15 protein-coding genes are annotated in these 20,472 nt (G+C 37.4%); 12 read left to right on the forward strand and 3 right to left on the reverse strand.

Translation table 11 applies throughout. From position 1 onward, the window contains the following. Position 1 precedes the first annotated feature (1 nt). Positions 2 to 772: a WecB/TagA/CpsF family glycosyltransferase gene (locus R0K30_RS07550; RefSeq protein WP_099726419.1), complete on the reverse strand. Its 771-nt coding sequence runs from the start codon at positions 770 to 772 to the stop codon at positions 2 to 4. A gap of 369 nt (positions 773 to 1,141) precedes the next feature. On the opposite strand from R0K30_RS07550, the gene tagD reads away from it, so the two are divergent. The 6 genes from tagD (at position 1,142) to tagH (ending at position 11,175) form a co-directional block, all read left to right on the forward strand. Continuing rightward, the gene (tagD, locus tag R0K30_RS07555) at positions 1,142 to 1,531 is read left to right on the forward strand and encodes a glycerol-3-phosphate cytidylyltransferase (RefSeq protein WP_008343212.1); all 390 of its coding nucleotides are present in this window, start codon (positions 1,142 to 1,144) and stop codon (positions 1,529 to 1,531) included. Between the two features lie 122 nt (positions 1,532 to 1,653). Beyond that, positions 1,654 to 3,660, forward strand: coding sequence for a glycosyltransferase (locus R0K30_RS07560; RefSeq protein WP_410609900.1), 2,007 nt, complete (start codon positions 1,654 to 1,656; stop codon positions 3,658 to 3,660). A gap of 81 nt (positions 3,661 to 3,741) precedes the next feature. Then, positions 3,742 to 6,006 (forward strand): CDP-glycerol glycerophosphotransferase family protein, encoded by a 2,265-nt coding sequence (locus R0K30_RS07565; protein WP_410610105.1) that lies wholly within the window; start codon positions 3,742 to 3,744, stop codon positions 6,004 to 6,006. A gap of 183 nt (positions 6,007 to 6,189) precedes the next feature. Next, positions 6,190 to 8,556, forward strand: a complete 2,367-nt coding sequence (locus R0K30_RS07570) for a CDP-glycerol glycerophosphotransferase family protein (protein WP_410609902.1) — start codon at positions 6,190 to 6,192, stop codon at positions 8,554 to 8,556. 170 nt (positions 8,557 to 8,726) lie between these two features. Further along, positions 8,727 to 9,554, forward strand: coding sequence for an ABC transporter permease (locus R0K30_RS07575; protein ID WP_060597419.1), 828 nt, complete (start codon positions 8,727 to 8,729; stop codon positions 9,552 to 9,554). 19 nt (positions 9,555 to 9,573) lie between these two features. Continuing rightward, on the forward strand, positions 9,574 to 11,175 hold the full coding sequence (tagH, locus tag R0K30_RS07580; protein ID WP_410609905.1) for a teichoic acids export ABC transporter ATP-binding subunit TagH: 1,602 nt from the start codon (positions 9,574 to 9,576) through the stop codon (positions 11,173 to 11,175). 25 nt (positions 11,176 to 11,200) lie between these two features. Here the strand turns inward: tagH and galU are convergent, their stop codons facing one another. Beyond that, the gene (galU, locus tag R0K30_RS07585) at positions 11,201 to 12,082 is read right to left on the reverse strand and encodes a UTP--glucose-1-phosphate uridylyltransferase GalU (RefSeq protein WP_230030664.1); all 882 of its coding nucleotides are present in this window, start codon (positions 12,080 to 12,082) and stop codon (positions 11,201 to 11,203) included. A 267-nt stretch (positions 12,083 to 12,349) separates the two neighbouring features. Between galU and wecB the strand changes: the two genes are divergently transcribed. After that, positions 12,350 to 13,489 carry a non-hydrolyzing UDP-N-acetylglucosamine 2-epimerase gene (gene wecB / locus R0K30_RS07590; protein WP_099726412.1) on the forward strand — a complete coding sequence of 380 codons (1,140 nt, stop codon included), beginning with the start codon at positions 12,350 to 12,352 and terminating at the stop codon, positions 13,487 to 13,489. 85 nt (positions 13,490 to 13,574) lie between these two features. Here the strand turns inward: wecB and tagU are convergent, their stop codons facing one another. Further along, positions 13,575 to 14,495, reverse strand: a complete 921-nt coding sequence (gene tagU, locus R0K30_RS07595) for a polyisoprenyl-teichoic acid--peptidoglycan teichoic acid transferase TagU (protein WP_099726411.1) — start codon at positions 14,493 to 14,495, stop codon at positions 13,575 to 13,577. Positions 14,496 to 14,676: 181 nt separating this feature from the next. Here tagU and R0K30_RS07600 point away from each other — a divergent pair, with 181 nt between their 5' ends. The 5 genes from R0K30_RS07600 to R0K30_RS07620 all read left to right on the forward strand — a co-directional run bounded on the left by R0K30_RS07600 (position 14,677) and on the right by R0K30_RS07620 (position 20,462). Beyond that, complete coding sequence (locus tag R0K30_RS07600; protein WP_230030667.1) at positions 14,677 to 15,000, forward strand: LytA; 324 nt, start codon at positions 14,677 to 14,679, stop codon at positions 14,998 to 15,000. Positions 15,001 to 15,021: 21 nt separating this feature from the next. Next, the gene (locus R0K30_RS07605) at positions 15,022 to 17,133 is read left to right on the forward strand and encodes a SpoIID/LytB domain-containing protein (protein WP_410609909.1); all 2,112 of its coding nucleotides are present in this window, start codon (positions 15,022 to 15,024) and stop codon (positions 17,131 to 17,133) included. A 22-nt stretch (positions 17,134 to 17,155) separates the two neighbouring features. Beyond that, positions 17,156 to 18,646, forward strand: coding sequence for an N-acetylmuramoyl-L-alanine amidase (locus tag R0K30_RS07610; protein ID WP_099726408.1), 1,491 nt, complete (start codon positions 17,156 to 17,158; stop codon positions 18,644 to 18,646). 408 nt (positions 18,647 to 19,054) lie between these two features. Further along, positions 19,055 to 19,603 carry a hypothetical protein gene (locus R0K30_RS07615; RefSeq protein WP_410609911.1) on the forward strand — a complete coding sequence of 183 codons (549 nt, stop codon included), beginning with the start codon at positions 19,055 to 19,057 and terminating at the stop codon, positions 19,601 to 19,603. Between the two features lie 199 nt (positions 19,604 to 19,802). Continuing rightward, on the forward strand, positions 19,803 to 20,462 hold the full coding sequence (locus R0K30_RS07620; protein ID WP_099726406.1) for a sugar transferase: 660 nt from the start codon (positions 19,803 to 19,805) through the stop codon (positions 20,460 to 20,462). Positions 20,463 to 20,472 lie beyond the last annotated feature (10 nt).

The raw sequence follows: 20,472 nt of genomic DNA on the forward strand, positions 1-20,472 counted from the left end.
CTCATAGCTGCTTCGTCTGATCTTTTACTTGCTCAGGATAGTAACGTTTCTTCCCTTTGTTTTCCTTCAATACGGCAAAGGCGTACTTTGGAATATTCAGCATTCGTTTCCACCTCCACGGATTGACAACCAGTCTGTACAGCCATTCCGTATTTGTCTTAATCATCCAGCGTGGTGCACGCTTCACTGTGCCGCTAAATACATCGAAGCTTCCGCCTAAACCGATGCAAACAGCCTGCGGGAATAAATGGCGGTATTCATAAATGAAGTTCTCTTGGTTTGGATAACCTAAAGCAACGAACACCATATGTGCTTTCGAGCGAGCGATTTGTTTCGCAACGAAACGTTTATCGGCTTGATAGCCGTCACAGCTGCCTGCAATGACCACATTTGGATATTCCGTATCAATTCGCTGTTTGACAGCCTCAAGCACTTCTTTTTTCGCACCATATAAAAAGATACTTTTAGACTGCTTGTTTGCAAGATCAAGCATAGACATGAAGACATCAAAGCCTGCAATTCTTGATTTAAGCGGACTCTGTGTCATGCGTGACATCAACACGACGCCCACACCATCCGGCAATACATAATCCGCAGAAGAGACTACTTGATGGTACGCATCATCCTTCATGACGGCATAGCCAATCTCTGGATTCACAGTCGCAATCATGGCGCCTCTTTTCTGAGAAATATGATGCTGGTTGATATAGCTGATAAATTCATCTAAGTCGCCGTTTACATAAGAAAGGTTAGAGACCACTTCTGTTTGCATTGTTTAGACCTCCTTTTTCATCTTGTTATCTATGAACGTTCATTGTAAATTCATTCTTAGCCTACTCATCATTTTATCATAGTTGCTCCATGAAATATTAACAATAACTTTACAATCCTTTAAATTTCATGACATTTTTATAATTTCATATAATTGAAGATCGGTGAAACATTGATTTTTCGGACTTTTCCTCCCGTGCCCATTAAATTGGAAATAGTTTGTCTTTACATCTGCTTAACGTTTAATGGGCACTGTGATATAATGAGGTTCCGAAGAGCGAAAAAACTGATCGAAGATAATGGGATTACGGATAAACATTACTGCTTGAAGCAGACGAATAAGGATTTAAAGAAAGGAGTTTAGTTTGCAATGAAGAAAGTTATTACTTACGGTACATTTGATTTATTACACTGGGGTCACATTAAGCTGCTGGAGCGTGCAAAGCAGCTCGGAGATTACTTAGTGGTGGCCATCTCTACAGATGAGTTTAATTTACAAAAATCAAAAAAGGCTTATCATAGCTACGAGCATAGAAAGCTGATTTTAGAAACGATTCGTTATGTAGATGAAGTCATTCCAGAAAACAGCTGGGACCAAAAAGTCCGAGACGTGCAAGAGCACGACATCGATGTGTTTGTCATGGGAGATGACTGGGAAGGTAAATTCGATTTCTTGAAAGAGCATTGCGAAGTCGTATACTTGAAGAGAACAGAAGGCATCTCTACAACACAAATAAAGGAAGAAATTGCAGGACTTTAATAGATTGAAATAAGAGTACTTCTTATCATTTGGTGAGAAGTACTTTTTCATGTTAAAATATTCTTTTAAAATTTATTTAAATATCGACGGAATAAATGGACAACAATGAAAGGTTGAGTGTTTTGATCCGAAAATGGTTTAACAAGCATAGAAGAAAGACACTTAAAAATAATCAAAGTCAACCGCAACCACACTTACAAATTCCGGATATGGATTATTACTTTATTACTGGGAGAATTAAAGAGAAATATGGTGGTATGACGAAGTCGTTATTGCTACGTGCGAAACTATTTGGGTTGAAGAATATTTCATCTCATTTTTTAACCTTTTCATATGATCCTGAATTTTCTCGGAAAGTGAAAGGGATCATTGACAAACAAATAGTGAATCCTAAAATGACAAAAATTCAAAATATGTATGTAGACTTCCTTATTCCAAATAGTAAACCAGAGGAACAGTATCACCCATCTTATCACCCTGACAACATCAGTGAAGTGGTAATTGATCATGAAGATCCATCTGTTCGATTCATTAGGAATGAACAAACAAATCAAATTGAGATGATTGAGTTCTTTCATCAAAATCAGCAAATGGAAAAGCGTGAGGAATACAATACACAAGGGCAGTTGCATAAAGTTTCTTATTTCTCTCAGGAAACGGGCAAAGTCTATCAAGAACTATTCATTTATGAGCACACTTATATTTATATGAAAAAAGAGTATGTTCATCTTGAAGAAGAGTCTAAAAATAAATTAAAAGAAATGATATGGTATGCTCAGGAAGGGATAAAAACCTTTAAAAATGAAAAGGCATTAAGACAAGAGTGGCTCATGACTATTCAGTATAAAAATGATCGGAAAAAGCTCTTTTTAGTTGATAGTCGGAAGCAGGATAAGTATGTTTTTCAATTAAAAAAAAGAAGCTCTTCTTACTTCTCAGCAATTATTCACAGTAAACACTACGAAACAGAAAAGACAGCATTACGTTCTGATTACAATGAGTTATTTACCCAAATAAGAAAACAAAAAGTAGATGCCGTCTTCTTTATCACTGAAGAGCAAAAAACAGATGTAGTAAAACAATTCGGTCATCAAAATATATTCTTTTTAACGCCACATACACTAGACCGTTCGTCACATCAAGTACAAGATCATTATATGGCTGATCCACATAAGGTACTGATGATGGCGAGATTAACTAAAATCAAGAATGTCATAGATGCCATCCGTTCGTTTCAATTTGTGATAAAAGAAGTACCAAGTGCGAGGCTTGAAATCTTTGGTTCTGGTCCTCAAGAAAAGCAGCTAAAACAGGAAATTAAAAAATTAAATTTAGAAAAGAATGTCTTTTTGAAAGGGTTCACTCAAAAACCTGATGTTGAATTTAGAACAGCTAGAATGTCTATCTCTACCTCTGTCTTTGAAGGCTGTCCATTATCTATCATGGAATCAATTGTTAACAATTGCCCTGTGATTACTTATAATTACGATTATGGTGCTAGCACGCTTGTGAAAAATGAGTTTAATGGCTTTGTTGTAGAGCAATATGAAGTGAAGCAGCTAGCTAACAAAATCATTGAATTGTTAAAAAACGATGAACAGCATCAAATTTTTTCAGAAAATTGTCAGGAGATTGCAGAGATATATTCAATCCCGAACTATTATGAAAACTGGATAACGGCACTCCACAAAATGATAGAAGTTCGAGAAAAAAGAGACCAAATTCAACGCATGATGAAGCCTATTCATTTCAAATTGGTAGACATTAGTAGTAAACATCATGTTCTTTCATTGGACTTGCAAATGGAAGGTGTGATTGAAAAGCGAAAAAAGGTTATATTAGAACTTGTCGGATACGATCGGGATAACCATGCTGAGTTATTCTCTAAAAAAGTCGAAAATTTAAAGGTATCCTTCCCAATTGGACATGCATTCATAAAGGCGGCATTGAAGCGAAACAAAACAAAATACGTTGATTTCTATATGAGAATGAGAGATGAAGAATTCAATGAAATCACTCAGCGGTTACCAATCGCCGAGCATTTGCTCAATGAAAAAGGTGTGTCAAAGGTGGATGGTGTTTCTTACAAGACAATTAAAGGGAATTATTCTTGGAAGTTGAATAAATAAATAGAAACTTTTATTTATACTACATCGTGTTATGAGTATGACAAGCATAAGATTTCGATGAACAGAGGAGATAAATGATTGATGATTGAAGAGACCGTTCAGAAGAAAAGTGTTGTTGAAAGTTTAAAGAACCATCACCAACAACTGGAAATTGTGTTGAAAATAGATGATGATAGGCCATTAGAAGGTCGAATATTTTACTTGCTCATGAGAGAAAGGTTCTCAAAGCAGGAAGTTTACCTTCCTCTTGAACATCTAGCAGAAAATCGGTTTAAAATAGTGCTTCATGAAGATTCTTTCTCGAATAAAATGGAACAAGGACAAACGTATAATTTATATGTGACGGATTTTTCTCAAATGATTGATAGTAGTGAGAGCGAAGATGAAACCGAAGACTCCTCGTATGATTCTGATGGAGAGGACGAAGAGGCGGAATTGGAAGAGGAAGAAGGACAATTCATAGATGAAGACGACAATCCTTATTATAAGCGTCGTCTAAAGCTGGATGTCGAAACGCCTGAAGTCTGTTTCATAGAAAATCAAAACGCTCTGCTCCTTGCCATACCATATCGTACGGACAAAGGGAATGCTTCTATTAAGGTCAAGCGAGAAATGAAGATCACGAAAATGAAGCAGATATCACTCGATGAGACCAATATCCTGACTCTAAATGGATATTGTGGTGTGATAAGTGCTGAGCACTCTTATCGAATCAAAAGAATACAAATCCTGGTCAAAAGGAACAGTGCCCCCGAAATGGAGCACCGCTTCCCCGTAAATTTCCAGCAAAAAAGTGAAATTGATTATTATAGAACAGACGGGGAGATGCCAGAGATATATCCTTTCAAAGTTGAAGTCCCTTTAGGGGCATTAACCTATTCTACAGATAAGCGATATATCTATAGAATGTACTTTGAATTTATATGTGAAGTTAACGGAGTAGAAGAGACTTTAACAACACCGTCACTTGTGCTTGGAGATCGATCTAATCAATTAAAAGGGCTTGTCCAAATACAAAAAAAGAACGATATCCCGATTCGATATGAAGTATATCGAAAGAAAAAGAGGCAAACGCTTGGCATCCGAATTAATGATTACACAATCAAAACCCGTGCGAAGTACTATGTCAAAAGCAAGTGGAAGAAATTCAAAAAGAAAATTGGCAAAATCAAAAAAGTCCGTAATCAATTGGTGACAAGAACCTTCAAAACGACCTTTAAGCTAGCAAGTAAATTGTCCGTGAAAAAGAAAACCGTTGTTTTTGAAAGCTTTAATGGAAAACAATTCAGTTGTAACCCGCGTGCTATTTATGAGTATATGAAAGAAAACCACCCTGAATATACGTTGATCTGGAGCGTCAAAAAAGGGCATGAAGCACCGTTTAAGGAAAAAGACATCTACTATATCAATCGTCTGTCATTCAAATGGATTTTTGCGATGGCAAGAGCTGAGTATTGGGTCGTCAACAGTCGATTGCCGCTTTGGGTCCCAAAACCAGACCATACAACATACCTGCAAACATGGCACGGTACGCCGTTAAAACGACTGGCGATGGACATGGACGAGGTGCATATGCCTGGAACGAACACGAAGAAATACAAAAAGAATTTCACGAAAGAAGCATCGAATTGGGATTACCTCATTTCTCCTAATGCATACTCGACTGAAATCTTTACACGTGCGTTCCAATTTCAAAAGACGATGGTTGAGTCAGGATATCCGAGAAACGACTTCCTTCACAATCAAAACAATGAAGAAACGATGAGGGCACTCAAGCAAAAAATGAACCTGCCGCTTTATAAAAAATTGATCTTATATGCACCGACATGGAGAGACGATCAATTTTATAAAAAAGGTCAGTACAAATTTGATTTAGACCTTGATCTGCATGAGCTAAGAGCATCTATCGGAGACGACTATATCATCATTCTTCGTATGCACTATCTAGTAGCTGAAAACTTTGATTTAGGACCATATGAAGGCTTTGCCTATGACTTCTCTCATTACGAAGACATCAGAGACCTTTATATGATTTCTGATCTGCTCATCACAGATTACTCATCCGTGTTCTTTGATTATGCAAATCTCAAACGTCCGATGCTGTTCTATGTGCCAGACATCGAAACATATCGTGACAAGCTCAGAGGCTTCTACTTCGACTTTGAACAAGAAGCACCTGGACCGCTTGTAAAAGAGACAGCAAGTGTCATTGACTGGGTAAGAGAAACAGAACAGCCAACCTTTGCATTACCAGCTTCATTTGCACCGTTTTATGAAAAATTCTGCTATTTAGAGAGCGGGGAATCATCGAAACGGGTGGTTGAGGTTGTGTTTTCTGAAAAATAGTAAAAAAGTATCGTTCTTCTCCTTTTGAACGATACTTTTTTTTGTGTTTTTTATTCCATTGTACACATATTTAAAAGTAATGGTAAAAATAAAAAAACATAGAAATTTAACAATAAACATGCTAAATTTAGATAAGATTATCCGGTACTGTAAATATGCTGAAAATAATATAGAGGTGTTTCAATGTACAAACTTTATCATAATTTTATAGAAATTCTCAATTTAGATGAACATAAGTTAGCATTATATATTGACGACATAGAGAAATTATGCACTTTTGAGTTTGAAAAGTTAAATGTAAACGAATCAAAGTGGATCTGTGAAATTAATGTAAAAGATCAAATGATTTTTGAATCAACAATAGATCATTCTAATGAAATGATCTATCTCTATTCTAAGGACCAGAATTTATATATTGTGAAAGAAAGCTCAGACATGATTCAACCCAATCAGATACATCCTATTAAAATTAACAATCAATTTGAAAATATCTATGTCAAACAATTAGGGATAGACCGTTATGGTTTATATCGAGGCGAAGAGGAACTTTTATTATTCTCAGGGCTGCTGAACGTAGATGAGATCAACCGGAATTATAAAATGAATTTGACCATTAATGGGACGAATAGAAGATTTATTGACATCTCCTTTATCATATACAGTCCTTTCCACTTTGTGATTACGTACGATTGTCAGAATAAAGAACTAAATGTAAGGAAAATTTTGTTTGATGTGATGCAGGAACATAAAGATATTGAAGTGACTCTGAATAACCGTAATCAAATCAAAATTTTAAATAAGATGACTCAGCAAAAGAAAACCGTCAACTTTAGACTCGTTCCTAGATATCAGCCGCTCAAAATTTTTGGTAAAGATACCTTAGAGCAATTCAAAGAAGACAACATTCTTAATATTTTGGTGATTAATAAACAAAGATACTATATATATGTAAGAACTAATGGTGTTTATTTAGTGAGAGGAAATCCATATCTGGTTACAAAACATACGTCAAGATTACGTATTTTTAGTATGTTTAATAGTTTTTATATTTATGGAAGACTGACTCATTACGCATATAATTCAGATCAAAAATATGAATATCTTTATATTAGAAACTCTGACCACCAGCTAGCGAGATTTATGAGACCCTTTAGAAAGATTAAATTATTGAAAAGGTATGGTTTCTTTAAAATCTCGTTAAATGATCTTGATTTAGATAGCAGAATCCACAATAACTTGTTCGTAGGAAATGATAACCGAATTATCCATAGTTTAAGATTGAAAAAAAGAGATAAAAAGGTGAAAACATATATCACGAAAAAGAATGGGGACAAGCTTCAAGTACTAAGAACAAATCTGTTTGGGAATGTGACATCAACCATTATTCCTTATTCTCAGGAATATTCTTTATTTAGTAAAGTGAAAATAAAAGTAGCGAGTATCTTATCATCATTCTATAAAGACAAAAAGTATGGTGTGAATTTGTTTTTTGAGAAAAAGAGTGACAAAGCAGATGAATCAGCTATTAGAGTTTATGACTATATACAGGAGAATTGTCAAACGAACTCAAGAAATTACTTTATTCTTAATAAGAAATCAAGCGCATATCCAACACTAAAAGCTAAATATGCAAAGGGAATCATTCCGAAATATAGCCTGCGACACTATTTAAGTATCTTTAACGCCAGCTATTTTATTTCAAGTGAGTTATCAAACCATGTTCTGAATGATAGATTATACATTGATCATCTCAGAGAGAGAATCATGAGTGTCCCACTCGTGTTTTTACAACACGGCATTATGTTTGCCAAACCGGTTGATAATCCAATGGCCTTTGGATTCCACAAAGATAAAAACCAATACAATATTTATAAATCAGTTATCAGCTCTGAATTAGAGGCCGGTGAATTTTATAAAATGAACTATGACCGTGATGACTTGATTTTGACAGGTCTGGCAACCTTTGATCATGCAAAATTAGTAGACGGTGCAGATAAGATAGCCTTTATGCCAACTTACCGATATTGGGAAGAGGGGCTTATTTATACGAATAGAATTGAAGAAACATCTTATTATAGAGTTCTGATCAAAATCATTAAAAGCTTTGAAGAAGCAGGTCTTCTTGACCGTCTTTTAATTGTACCGCATAACAAATTTTCACAATACGTTTATCAGAACCTTCCTCAGTATAAACATATTATTTCTGATAACCCATCAGAAGCGCTAAAAGTATCAAAAGTGTTTATCACTGATTATTCTTCTGCTATTTATGATGCACAATATAGAGGAGCGTACCCTATTTTTTATTGGGAAGAGAAAGATTACTTAATTAGACAGTATAAGGCCATTCCTCCTGTGAACGAAGAAAATGCACCAGGACCGATTGCATATAACACCCAAGAGCTAATACATCTTGTCAAACATGCGATCGATCATCAGTATGTTGTGGAAGATGAATATAAAGAAAAATATTTGAAGATCAATAGCTTTAACGATAATCAAAATACGAAAAGAATTACGGATTTCTTAAAAGAGCATCAAATTATCTAATGTCTGAACCCCCCTGAATCTACGATCGAAAGGATTCAGGGTTTTTTGTCTTCTAGTTTGAAGTGCACGACTTTTGTTATAAGATGAAATGTGAATCGTTATCTGTTACAATTATGAGCGGTGCTTTTTAAAAAAGTAATCCCAAAAACTTATATCTAAGGAAGATAACAATGAACGCAATGTTGACGATACTAAAGGAGCAAATCAGTTCATTTCCGCTGATTATGCGACTTGCTGTTTATGAAACAAAATCAAAATATCAGATGAATTATTTAGGTGTTTTATGGCAGTTTTTAAATCCATTGATTCAAATGCTGGCTTACTGGTTTGTTTTTGGTTTGGGTATTCGCGGAGGACAGCCAATTGTCATTGGAGGCATGGAAGTTCCATTTATCATTTGGATGCTTGCTGGATTAATACCGTGGTTCTTCATTAGTCCGACGATTCTTGATGGATCAAACAGTGTGTTTAAACGCATTAATATGGTATCGAAAATGAATTTTCCGATTAGTGCGCTGCCGTCTGTGGTGATTATGTCCAACTTGTTCAGCTACTTTGTCATGATGGGTGTCTATCTGATTGTGCTGATTTCCTATGGCATATATCCCGACGCGCATTGGCTGCAATATATATACTATCTTATTTGTATGATCGCGTTTATGTTTTCGTTTAGTTTGTTTAATTCAACGATTAGCGTACTCGTGAGAGACTATCAATTTCTTTTACAATCAGTGACACGTTTGCTTTTCTTTTTGCTGCCGATTTTTTGGAATATCTCAGAGAAGCTGACTGGAGACAAAGCGTGGATTGGAGATATATTAAGACTGAATCCTCTTTTCTACATTATTGATGGTTTCAGAAATAGCTTGTTAAAGGGAGAATGGTTCTTCCATGATGTGAAATATACGCTTTATTTTTGGCTGATTACCCTTCTTCTTTTAACAGTCGGTTCGTTGCTTCATATGAAATTCAGGGATAAATTTGTCGATTTTCTTTAAAAAGTAAGGAGATTATACGATGAAACTAAAGGTTTCGTTTCGAAACGTATCCAAGCAATACGTCCTATATAAAAAACAGTCGGATAAGATCAAAGGGCTGTTTTTTCCTAATAAAAATGAAAAAGGTTTCTTTGCTGTTCGTGATGTGTCCTTTGATGTATATGAAGGCGAGACGATTGGTTTTGTAGGGATCAACGGATCTGGTAAATCAACGATGTCGAACCTTCTAGCGAAAATCATTCCACCGACAAATGGTGAAATTGAGATGGACGGCCAGCCTTCGTTAATTGCCATTGCGGCAGGGCTGAACAACCAGTTAAGCGGTAAAGACAACATTCGATTAAAGTGCTTAATGATGGGGCTGACGAATAAAGAGATAGATGAGCTTTATGAAAAAATCGTAGAGTTTGCGGATATTGGCGACTTTATCGATCAGCCTGTAAAAAGCTGTTCAAGCGGAATGAAATCCCGTCTAGGCTTTGCCATTTCAGCACATATCGATCCAGATATCCTGATTATTGATGAAGCGTTATCTGTCGGAGACCAAACGTTCTATCAAAAATGTGTGGATCGAATCACAGAATTCAAAGAACAAGGCAAGACGATCTTTTTTGTCAGTCACTCCATTAGCCAAATCCAAAAAATCTGTGATCGGGTGGCTTGGATGCATTATGGTGAGCTTCGTATGTTTGATGATACGAAAAAGGTTGTGAAAGAATATAAGGAGTTTGTTGATTGGTTTAACAAGCTTTCTAAGAAAGAGAAAAAAGAATACCAATTGAAACACAAGGAAGGTCGAAAAGGCGTACAAAAGACAGCAAAGGTGTCTCGTTATAATGAAAACGGGAAACGACGTTCATTTTTTGGACCAGCGTTTCAAGTGACCATTATAGCGCTCTTAACCATCTTGCTTGCCCTTTCTATGTTTTCGGATCGACCGCTTCGTACGCTGGCAACATTTGGTGCAATACCATCAGATAAGACAGAGGCGCCTCAGTCAAAGGATCCTAAGACGAAGGGTGCGCCTAATATGAAAAAGGTAGATCAACAAGCCATTGTCACAGCAGATTCAATGACGGTTTACAAAGATCAAGCCATGAAAAAAAAGGCGGATGTCACTTTACCATTTGGACAAGAAGTACAGGCTGTGGCTGAAAATAAACAAACTGTTCAAATCAAAACAGCGTCAGAGACGTATTTTGTGAAACGTGATGCACTGCAAGCTGCAGATGAATTGAAGCCATTATCCATTGGACCAGGACAGTTCAATTCCTACGTATCACCTGCATCAGCAGGTTCGTATGAGTATTTACTATCTTTCCTTGGAAAAGAAGAATCTGTGCTTCAGCAAAGAATGCAAACGCTGAGCTCGATCAAAAGTGATCAAGGCGACACCATTGAGCGATTGACCACAGAGAAAACCGATTATGTGATTCAAAATGGTCAAGCACACGCGATTGTGTTCCGCGAGATTATGCCCATTTCTCCTTCAACACTTGGGCTGACTGAACAAAATGTCTGGATGAATGAAAAACAAACGAAATTCGCAGTAAAGGGCGAAAACAACCTGTTTGTCATTGATAATGAACAGCATACGCTGACGATTTCAGCGATCAAATAAAAAGCTGCCGATGCCGGCAGCTTTTTTAATTGACTTCTTCTTTTTCAAGAAGCTGTTTCATAAATGGAATGAGTTTCTTTTTCAGCTCTTCATCCTGAAGGGCAAACTCGAGAGTCGTTTCGATGAAGCCTTGTTTCTCACCGACATCGTATCGTTTTCCTTCAAAATCATAGGCAAATACACGCTGGATGTCATTGAGCTTTTGGATGGCATCTGTCAGCTGAATTTCTCCGCCTGCACCAATCTCTTGTTGATCGAGGTACATAAAGATCTCTGGTGTGAAAATGTAGCGGCCTAAGATGGCTAAATTCGATGGTGCTGTTCCTTGCGCCGGCTTTTCAACAAAATTTTTCACTTGGTAGCGGCGTCCTTCTTGTGTAAGAGGATCAATGATCCCGTAGCGATGCGTATCGCTGTCTGCTACCTGCTGAACGCCGATCACAGATGAAAGGGTTTTTTCATATTCATCCATCAGCTGGCGAAGCCCAGGTGTTTCGGCTTGAACAATGTCATCACCTAGTAAAACAGCAAAAGGTTCATCACCGATGAAGTTACGTGCGCACCAAACGGCGTGTCCAAGTCCCTTCGGTTCCTTTTGACGTATGTAATGAATGTCAGCAATATTAGAGGACTTTCTCACCTTTTCTAAAAGCTCGCTTTTTCCTTTTTCCTCAAGGTTCCGCTCTAGCTCTGGTGCAAAATCAAAATGATCCTCAATGGCTCTTTTTCCTTTTCCAGTGACGATAATAATGTCTTCAATTCCTGATTCAACAGCTTCTTCAATAATATATTGAATGGTTGGTTTATCAACGATTGGCAGCATTTCTTTAGGCATGGCCTTTGTGGCAGGGAGGAAACGTGTCCCGAGACCTGCAGCGGGTATAATGGCTTTACGTACTTTTTTCAATGAACTTTGCACCTTCCTTACATAGATAACCGATTTAATCATTCAATGTGTGTTCTTGGTCGTCTTATTAAAGTGTAACTTACAAATCATAGGAAAGACAAATGATTTCACTAAAATGAACTTTAGTAATTCATATTTTATATGTTAAATGTAAAGGAAAAAGAAATATAACGTTAATTCAATGTAAATTTCTTTTTCACATCATTAAATTTATCCTCCAAATTGTGTATAATTGAAAGTACTATACTAGGAAAGAGGCATAAACAAGTGAAAAAACTAAATGTAATGACTATTTTCGGTACTAGACCTGAAGCAATCAAAATGGCTCCACTTGTCCTTGAACTTAATAAACATCCACAAATAAATTCAATTGTCACTGTAACAGCTCAGCATAGAGAAATGCTTGACCAAGTCCTTGAAGCTTTTTCTATTACGCCAGATCATGATCTAAACATCATGAAACAGCGCCAAACATTATCAGAAATTACATCAAATGCACTGTTGAAGCTAGATCAGTTATTTCAAGAGGAAAAGCCTGATATTGTGCTTGTTCATGGAGACACAACGACTACGTTTGCGGGAAGTCTGGCCGCTTTTTATCACCAAATTTCAGTTGGTCATGTGGAGGCAGGCTTAAGAACACACAATAAGTATTCACCATTCCCAGAGGAATTGAACCGTCAAATGACAGGCACTATTGCCGATATTCATTTTGCACCTACAGATGAGGCGAAGCAGAATCTTTTGATAGAAAATAAAAAAGAAGCGACCATTTGTGTGACAGGGAATACTGCCATTGACGCCCTGCAAACAACGGTCACAGAACAATATCAACATCCTATTTTAGAGAAAATAGGCACAGATAAAATGATTTTGTTAACGGCTCATCGCAGGGAGAATCTTGGACAGCCGATGAAAAACATGTTTAGAGCGATTAGACGTGTTGTAGAAGAGTTCGAAGATGTACAGGTCGTATACCCTGTTCATTTAAATCCTGCCGTTCGTGATGCGGCTCAAACGGAATTCAGTGATCTCGACCGGGTGCACTTAATTGAACCGCTTGAAGTGGTTGACTTCCATAACTTTGCGGCAGCTTCACACTTTATTTTAACGGATTCCGGCGGTGTTCAAGAGGAGGCTCCTTCTTTAGGGAAGCCAGTATTGGTGCTGCGTGATACAACAGAACGACCAGAAGGCGTTAAAGCTGGCACGCTCAAGCTTGCAGGGACAGATGAGAATACCATTTACCAGATGGCAAAAGAGCTGCTAGAAGACCAGCAAGAGTACGACAAAATGTCGAAGGCTTCTAATCCTTATGGTGATGGACAAGCGTCGAAACGAATTGTCCAAGAGCTCCTTCATCGTTTTGGATTCAGTGAGGAAAAGCCAGTACCGTTTAAATCATAAAAAAGAAGACTACGTCATTGTAGCCTTCTCAGATTTGTTGACAAAGGGTTAAAATGATCTTTATTTTAGCCCTTTGTCTTCTTTTTTACTGCTCCAAACTTTCCTTCAATTCCTTCTTCACTTTCGCTAAACTGCTATCATCAAGCTGGTAGTAATAAATGTTATTGATTCGTGTGCCTGTTCCTTTCAGCTCGTGCTGTTTGACATGCTTTCTTGCATCGCGATAATCATTCATCATCGTCCACATATCGTCAAAGGACATGTTGGTTTTCATGTTGTTTTCAACGACTTTGAACATATCGCCGAATTTTGTAATAGACGAAATGTTGGCACCCTTCGCAATGATGCCTTCAATGACTTGGCGCTGTCTTTGCTGGCGGCCAAAATCCCCTTTAGGGTCTTGTTTTCTCATTCTTGTATAGGCAAGTGCTTGATCGCCATTCAGGTTAATTTCTCCTGTACCAAATGAATGGCCGTCATAGCTGAAAGCAAACGTACTATTCACGGTAATGCCGCCAAGTGTATCGACAATGTCTTTAAAGCTTTCCATATTGACTTTGACAAAATAATCAACAGGTACATCAAGCAGTTCCTCTACTGTATCAGCTGCCATTTGTGTGCCGCCGAATGCATAGGAGTGGTTGATTTTATCCATTGTGCCTTTCCCGACAATCTTCGTGTACGTATCACGCGGGATACTCACCATCTCAGTTGTTTTCGTTTTTGGATTCACTGTCATGTATATTAATGTATCTGCACGGCCGCGGTCATTCTTTCTTTCATCGACACCCATAACCAAAACGGAGATCGGGTCCTTTTTATTTAAATCGACATCTTTGTCACGCTTATCTGACTTCTTTAAGTTCTCCTGAATGCCTGCGACGGTTGATGCTGCTGTGTTCCAAAGATGATATGCGTATCCGCCAGTTGCTAATACGAATAAGCCAATAATCGATAAAACAATCCAAAGAACCTTTTTCTTCTTTCTTTTTCTCTCAGCTCTCATAATGTCCCTCACCTTTTCTATGATTCTTCCATGATTATAGGTTTATGAATCTTGATAAACAAGTTATTTTTTTACTCTGAACCTAGATATAGACGTTGTAACAAAAAAAGGTTTCAAAAAACCTTAAATTTACCTTAAAATATTAAGTTATAAGACGATACAAAGACATGAGGTGAAAAAAATGAAGAAAATCGTCGTTTTACCGTTCTTAATACTACTACTAGGTATCGTGCTCACAGCATGTGGAACGGCTGAGCAGTCCTTAGAAGAAAAGAAGACAAGCAGTTCAACTTCTCAAACGTTAAAGGAGACAGCCAACTATGTAGGAATGGCAGACTCCCATACAATTGAAGTGAAAAAGTCAAATGTTACTTTGAATTTTGAATTTACTGAAAACTTCAATGAAGTATTGAATGAATTTCAACCAGGAGATCACGTAGACATTTTTTACATTCTAAATGACAGTGGCCAAAAGGAAATTCAAGAAATTAAAAAAGTTCAATAGAGAGATGGTGGGATCATTAAATTGAAAAAAATCAGTCTAACTTTCACAATGTTCATCTTACTTTTGCTTGTATTCATCCCAAAAGATGCTTCAGCGGCAAGCTCAACAATTTCTGTGAAATTATCAAACTATGTTGGAAACAAAACGAACTTTAACATATCATCATCCGGCTTATACAAAGTGACTGGTACAAATGTATCTTCAATAGCTCGATATGATGGTAAGAACCGTTATGAGGTAGCCAATAATATTGCTTCAGCAGGCTGGAAAAATCCATCTACAATTGTCATTGTAAATCGTGATGCGTTTGCAGATGCAATTTCCGCTACACCTTTAGCTTATAAATTGAATGCACCTATTTTATATACGAATGCTGAAAGATTAACAAAAACCACTGAAAAGCAAATTAACAAGATGAATCCTGACAATATTCTGATTATCGGTGGAACAACAAGTGTTTCTTCAGCAACAGAGAAAACATTGAAGAAATACGGGAAGATCAAAAGGATCAGTGGTAAATCACGTTATGCTGTTTCACAAAATATCGCAAAAGAGATGGGGAACTATAGTCAAGCTATAGTGGCAACAGGAAGCATTTTTACTGACAGTGCTTCAGTAACACCATACGCTGCAAGAAACGGCTATCCTATTCTGTTAACGAAGAAAGATAGCTTACCAACTTACAAGCTTCCAAGTAAAGTCATCATTGTTGGTGGAGAAAAGAGTGTTAGCAAAAAAGTTGAATCTCAAATCAAAAAAACGTCCACAGTGAAAAGAATCGGTGGAGCTAATAGATATGAGGTATCAGCAAATATTGTAACTGAATTAAACATGAATGCTAATAAGCTATACTTAGCAAATGGTTCTATCTTTACAGATGCTATTACATTTTCGCTTTTAGCAGCCAAAAATAACAGTCCTATGGTACTTGTAAAAGACAATAGTCTAACATCACCTGTGACATCAGTTGTGAAAAAACAAGGGACGTACTCGTTTCAATTGTCTGGCGGAACAAAATCCATTTCAGCAAGTTTACAAACAAAATTATCAAATGAATTTTATTTGAAGAATAATAAGGATTATCAATTGAATGTTTCTAACGGGAAAATTTCTATCAAGGGCATCAAGACGTTTAGATCTTCAGTAAGAGTTGTTCCAGAGAAATATTCAACTAAAAATGTCATACGAGTTGCTGGGAAAGCATACTTGGGGAAAATGAACTTTGCTGTAGAATCAGGCTATATTCGTCCAACAAATGAAAATATCCCTTTTGAAGATTATCTTAAAGGGGTTGTACCGAATGAAATGCCAGCAAGCTGGCATGTTGAGGCATTAAAAGCACAGGCTGTTGCAGCACGTACATATTCTGTGAACAGTATTGGGAAGGTTGTGCCAGATACAACAGCATTCCAAGTGTACGGTGGATACAGCTGGTATACAAATTCTACAAAAGCTGTAGATGCTACAAAAGGTAAGGTACTAAAATATAATAATAAACTGATTTCTGCTACCTACTATTCTAGTAATGGAGGCTACACTGAGGCGAGTGAAGAAGTGTGGTCAAGTGCATTTCCTTATTTAGTAGCAAAAACAGATACAAAAGATCCAGTGAATGCATGGACACTTAAACTATCAAAAACACAATTGAGTAAATCGCTTAGCACAGCAGAACCTGCATCTTGGTGGAGTAAGACAACAGAATCAAATGTGAGTCAGTTGAAAGGCTTGAAGAACTGGATTCTAAAAAATAAAGAAACTTCAGCTTCAGACATCAAGATAGCGACAATTTCAAGCCTATCCTTTTCAGGTAAGACAAAAGGGCAGAGAGCAAAAACAGCCTCTATGAAAATCAGCTATCACTTAAAAAATAAAACGGGTTCTTATAGTATGAATAAATCAGCGACACTTAGCTTTAAAATGACTGAATTTAGATCCATACTTGGAGCGACTAATTTAAAAAGCACGTATGCATCAGTGAAGAATAACACCAATGATTTTACCATCTCAGGAAAAGGGTATGGTCATGGAGTTGGAATGAGTCAATATGGAGCGAAAAAGAGAGCTGAATCAGGAAGCTCATACTCAAGTATTTTGTCATTCTATTATCCGGGTGCAAAATTAACAACAAATTAAAACATCAAAGGAGGTTATAAACGTGCGCTCTATCATAAAAGTTGTATTTTTAAGTGTAGTAACCATGTGTTTGTTTCTTCCATCTGCACTTGCTGACAATTCAGTTACAAGGCTTGATGGGAAGAACCGGTATGTTGTTGCGGTGAACGCGGCGAAAAAAGGCTGGACAACATCAAGTACGGCTGTTCTTGTAGGGAAAGATGCATATGCGGATGCATTAAGTGCGGTTCCTTATGCATACCAAAAAAATGCCCCTGTTCTGTTTACTAACAGTAGCAGTTTATCTACAGATACAAAAAAAGGCCTTCAAAGTCTAAAAACAAAGAATGTGACTATTCTCGGTGGAACAAAGAGTGTCTCTAGCAAGGTGACAACTCAGCTAAAATCAATGGGTATCTCTGTGAAACGTATTAGTGGTAAGAACCGCTATGACTTAGCAGCAAATATTGCAAAGCAAATGAAAAGCTCTAGTACGGCTGTTGTAGCAAATGGCTTTGCTTATGCAGATGCAGTTGCCATTGCACCTTATGCTGCAAAACAAGGCTATCCAATCTTATTAACAAATGATAAAGGTTTACGTTCGGAAACTTCAGCTGTGATTAAAAGCCGAGCAATTAAAAAGACCGTTGTCATTGGTGGAGAGTCTAGTGTAAATAAATCAACTTATGCTAAACTACCTTCACCTGGAAGAATTGGCGGGGCAAATCGTTATGAAGTCGCTGCAAATATTGTGACGAAATACAATATGAGTACAAGTAATACGTATATTAGTAATGGTTTTGCATATGCTGATGCCGCTTCAGGAGCTAGTATTGCTGCCAAGCAGGGTAAAGCCTTTATTTTCACAAATGAAAAAACATTACCGAAAGCAACAAGAAAAATCATTGGTTCAAAGAAGATCACTTCATTTAGTGTTCTAGGTGGTACATCTACTGTGACGAATACTGTGACTTCCCAATTGAAAAATCCAGTCGTTGGAAAAAAAGTTTTTATTGACCCTGGTCATGGAGATCAAGATTCTGGTGCTGCTGGATATGGTCTTCTTGAGAAGAACGTGAACCTTGATGTCGCTAAGCGTCTAAATACAAAATTGACTAGTGCTGGGGCACTACCAGTCATGTCACGTACATCTGATACATTTGACAGTCTTCAAACACGAGTAAGCAAAGGTGCTTCTGCGAAAGCAGATATCTTTATTAGTGTCCATGCGAATGCAAATGACAACAGCAGCGCAAATGGAACAGAAACGTATTATGACAAAACATATGCGGCAACGAACAGCCTGAAGCTTGCGCAAAACATCCAGCCTAAAATGGTTAGTGCACTAGGTACAAGAGATCGTGGTGTCAAAACGGCTGGCTTCTATGTCATTAAGTATTCAAAGATGCCGAGTGTCTTGCTTGAAACTGGCTTTGTTTCCAGTCCAGTCGATTCAAATATTTTGAAATCTGCTACTTATAAAGATAGATTAGCAGCTGGTATTTCAAGCGGCGTTTCAGGTTATTTTAGATAAGAAAAACATGAGGGGTGGCTAAGATACTCCTCTTAGGCTGCTCGAGAACGTCTCTCGGCAGCCTTTTTTATCAATGGTATATGAAGTGGTTCTAGGATGAAGGATTCACTCTAAGGATGCGGTCTTCATAGGCTATCAAATGTCTTTACTAATCGTGCACACAACTCTGTATGAGCGCAACAGACAGTGACGAGGATAACCTGCCTAGATTGATCCATGGAGGGTCAGTGGTCAAACAGGAGTGTTTCCACTTACTTTGATGAAAATGAAAACGACCATTTGTATGTCAAGTTAAAAATACATTTCAATTTAGGTTATTTTTGTTATAATCGAAACATAGAGGGTAGCTTTTTTACGTGTTTACCTTCCGATAACAGCAAATCGACAAATCTTGAAGAGGTGACAATATTGAAAAAATTAATCACAATGCCGTTTTTAGTATTGCTTCTAGGTGTAGTGCTTACAGCATGCGGCACAACAAATCAATCAAACGACAACAATACGGATAACAGCAAAAAAGAAACAACTGAAGCGGCTGATCAAAACAAAGAAAATGCATCAGACGAAAAAACGGAAGATAAGTCTGCAAGTGAAAAAACAGACGATCAAAGCAAAGAAACGGCTGCTAAAACAGAAGACCAAGCAGGTCAATCCAATGAAGATGCAAAAGAAAGCTCAAGTAAAGAAATCACAAAAGAAGAACCTGCGAAGGATCAATCAAAAGCTGAGTCCACAACAAAAAAAGAATTCACCAAAGAAGGCACATATGTCGGTTTGGCTGATGGACATACCATTGCTGTCAACATTGATGGAAAAGAAGTAGCCATTCAATTTGGAAATACATTTTCTAAACAAGTAAACAGCTTGAAAGAAGAATCAAAAGTGAAAGTAACCTATACAAAAGATGCAAACGGAACACTCAGACTCAAAACAATCGAATCCGTAAAGGCAAAATAAAGAGAACACCCGTAGACCCGCAGAATTGCGGGTCTTTTTTACGTTTAAAAGGGCATAACTTGATATAAGTGCACATTCTTAACACAATTTTACAAGACTTAACAGCCCATTTACATTTGCTTAATGTTGCTCTGCTAAACTGACTTTCATAGAACATCTCTTTACACAACAACTACTTTGAATGGTGAGGTGCAGGTCAGTGAGTGCAGAGAAAGCGATGAATCTTTATAGAGAATATGAAGTGAGACGAAACCACTCTTTTGCCTTAACAGAACATATGGTTCGTTATTTATTTGCAAAACGTGTCATAGATTTAGTGTTCTCGTTCATCGGATTGATTTTGAGTACGCCAATCATTTTGCTGTTTGCCCTTTTGATTAAGTTAGAAACACCGGGACCAGCCTTTTATATGCAGGAAAGGGTCGGGAAAGACGGTGTTTACTTTCAATTATGGAAGCTCAGATCAATGAGAACCGACGCAGAAAGCGGAGGAGCGAAATGGGCCCAAAAAAATGACCCGCGTATCACCAAAGTGGGGGCATTCATCCGTAAAACAAGAATTGATGAACTGCCACAATTTATCAACGTGTTAAAAGGAGAAATGAGTATCGTAGGTCCGCGGCCGGAAAGACCAATGTTTACCGCAGAATTTAACCGCACGATTCCAGGCTTTACAAAAAGGCTGGCGGTGAAGCCGGGGCTGACAGGCCTTGCTCAAGTAAATGGAGGATATGAAATGAGTCCAAGTGAAAAGTTATCACATGACTTACAGTATATTCAAAACTTGACATTTTCTCTTGACACGAAGATTATGGTAAAAACGTTAAAAGTCATCATGACTGGTGACGGAGCCAGATAAGTAAAGTAGG

Source organism: Bacillus sp. SIMBA_154, from assembly GCF_046536015.1.
Classification (GTDB): Bacteria; Bacillota; Bacilli; order Bacillales; family Bacillaceae; genus Bacillus; species Bacillus pumilus_P.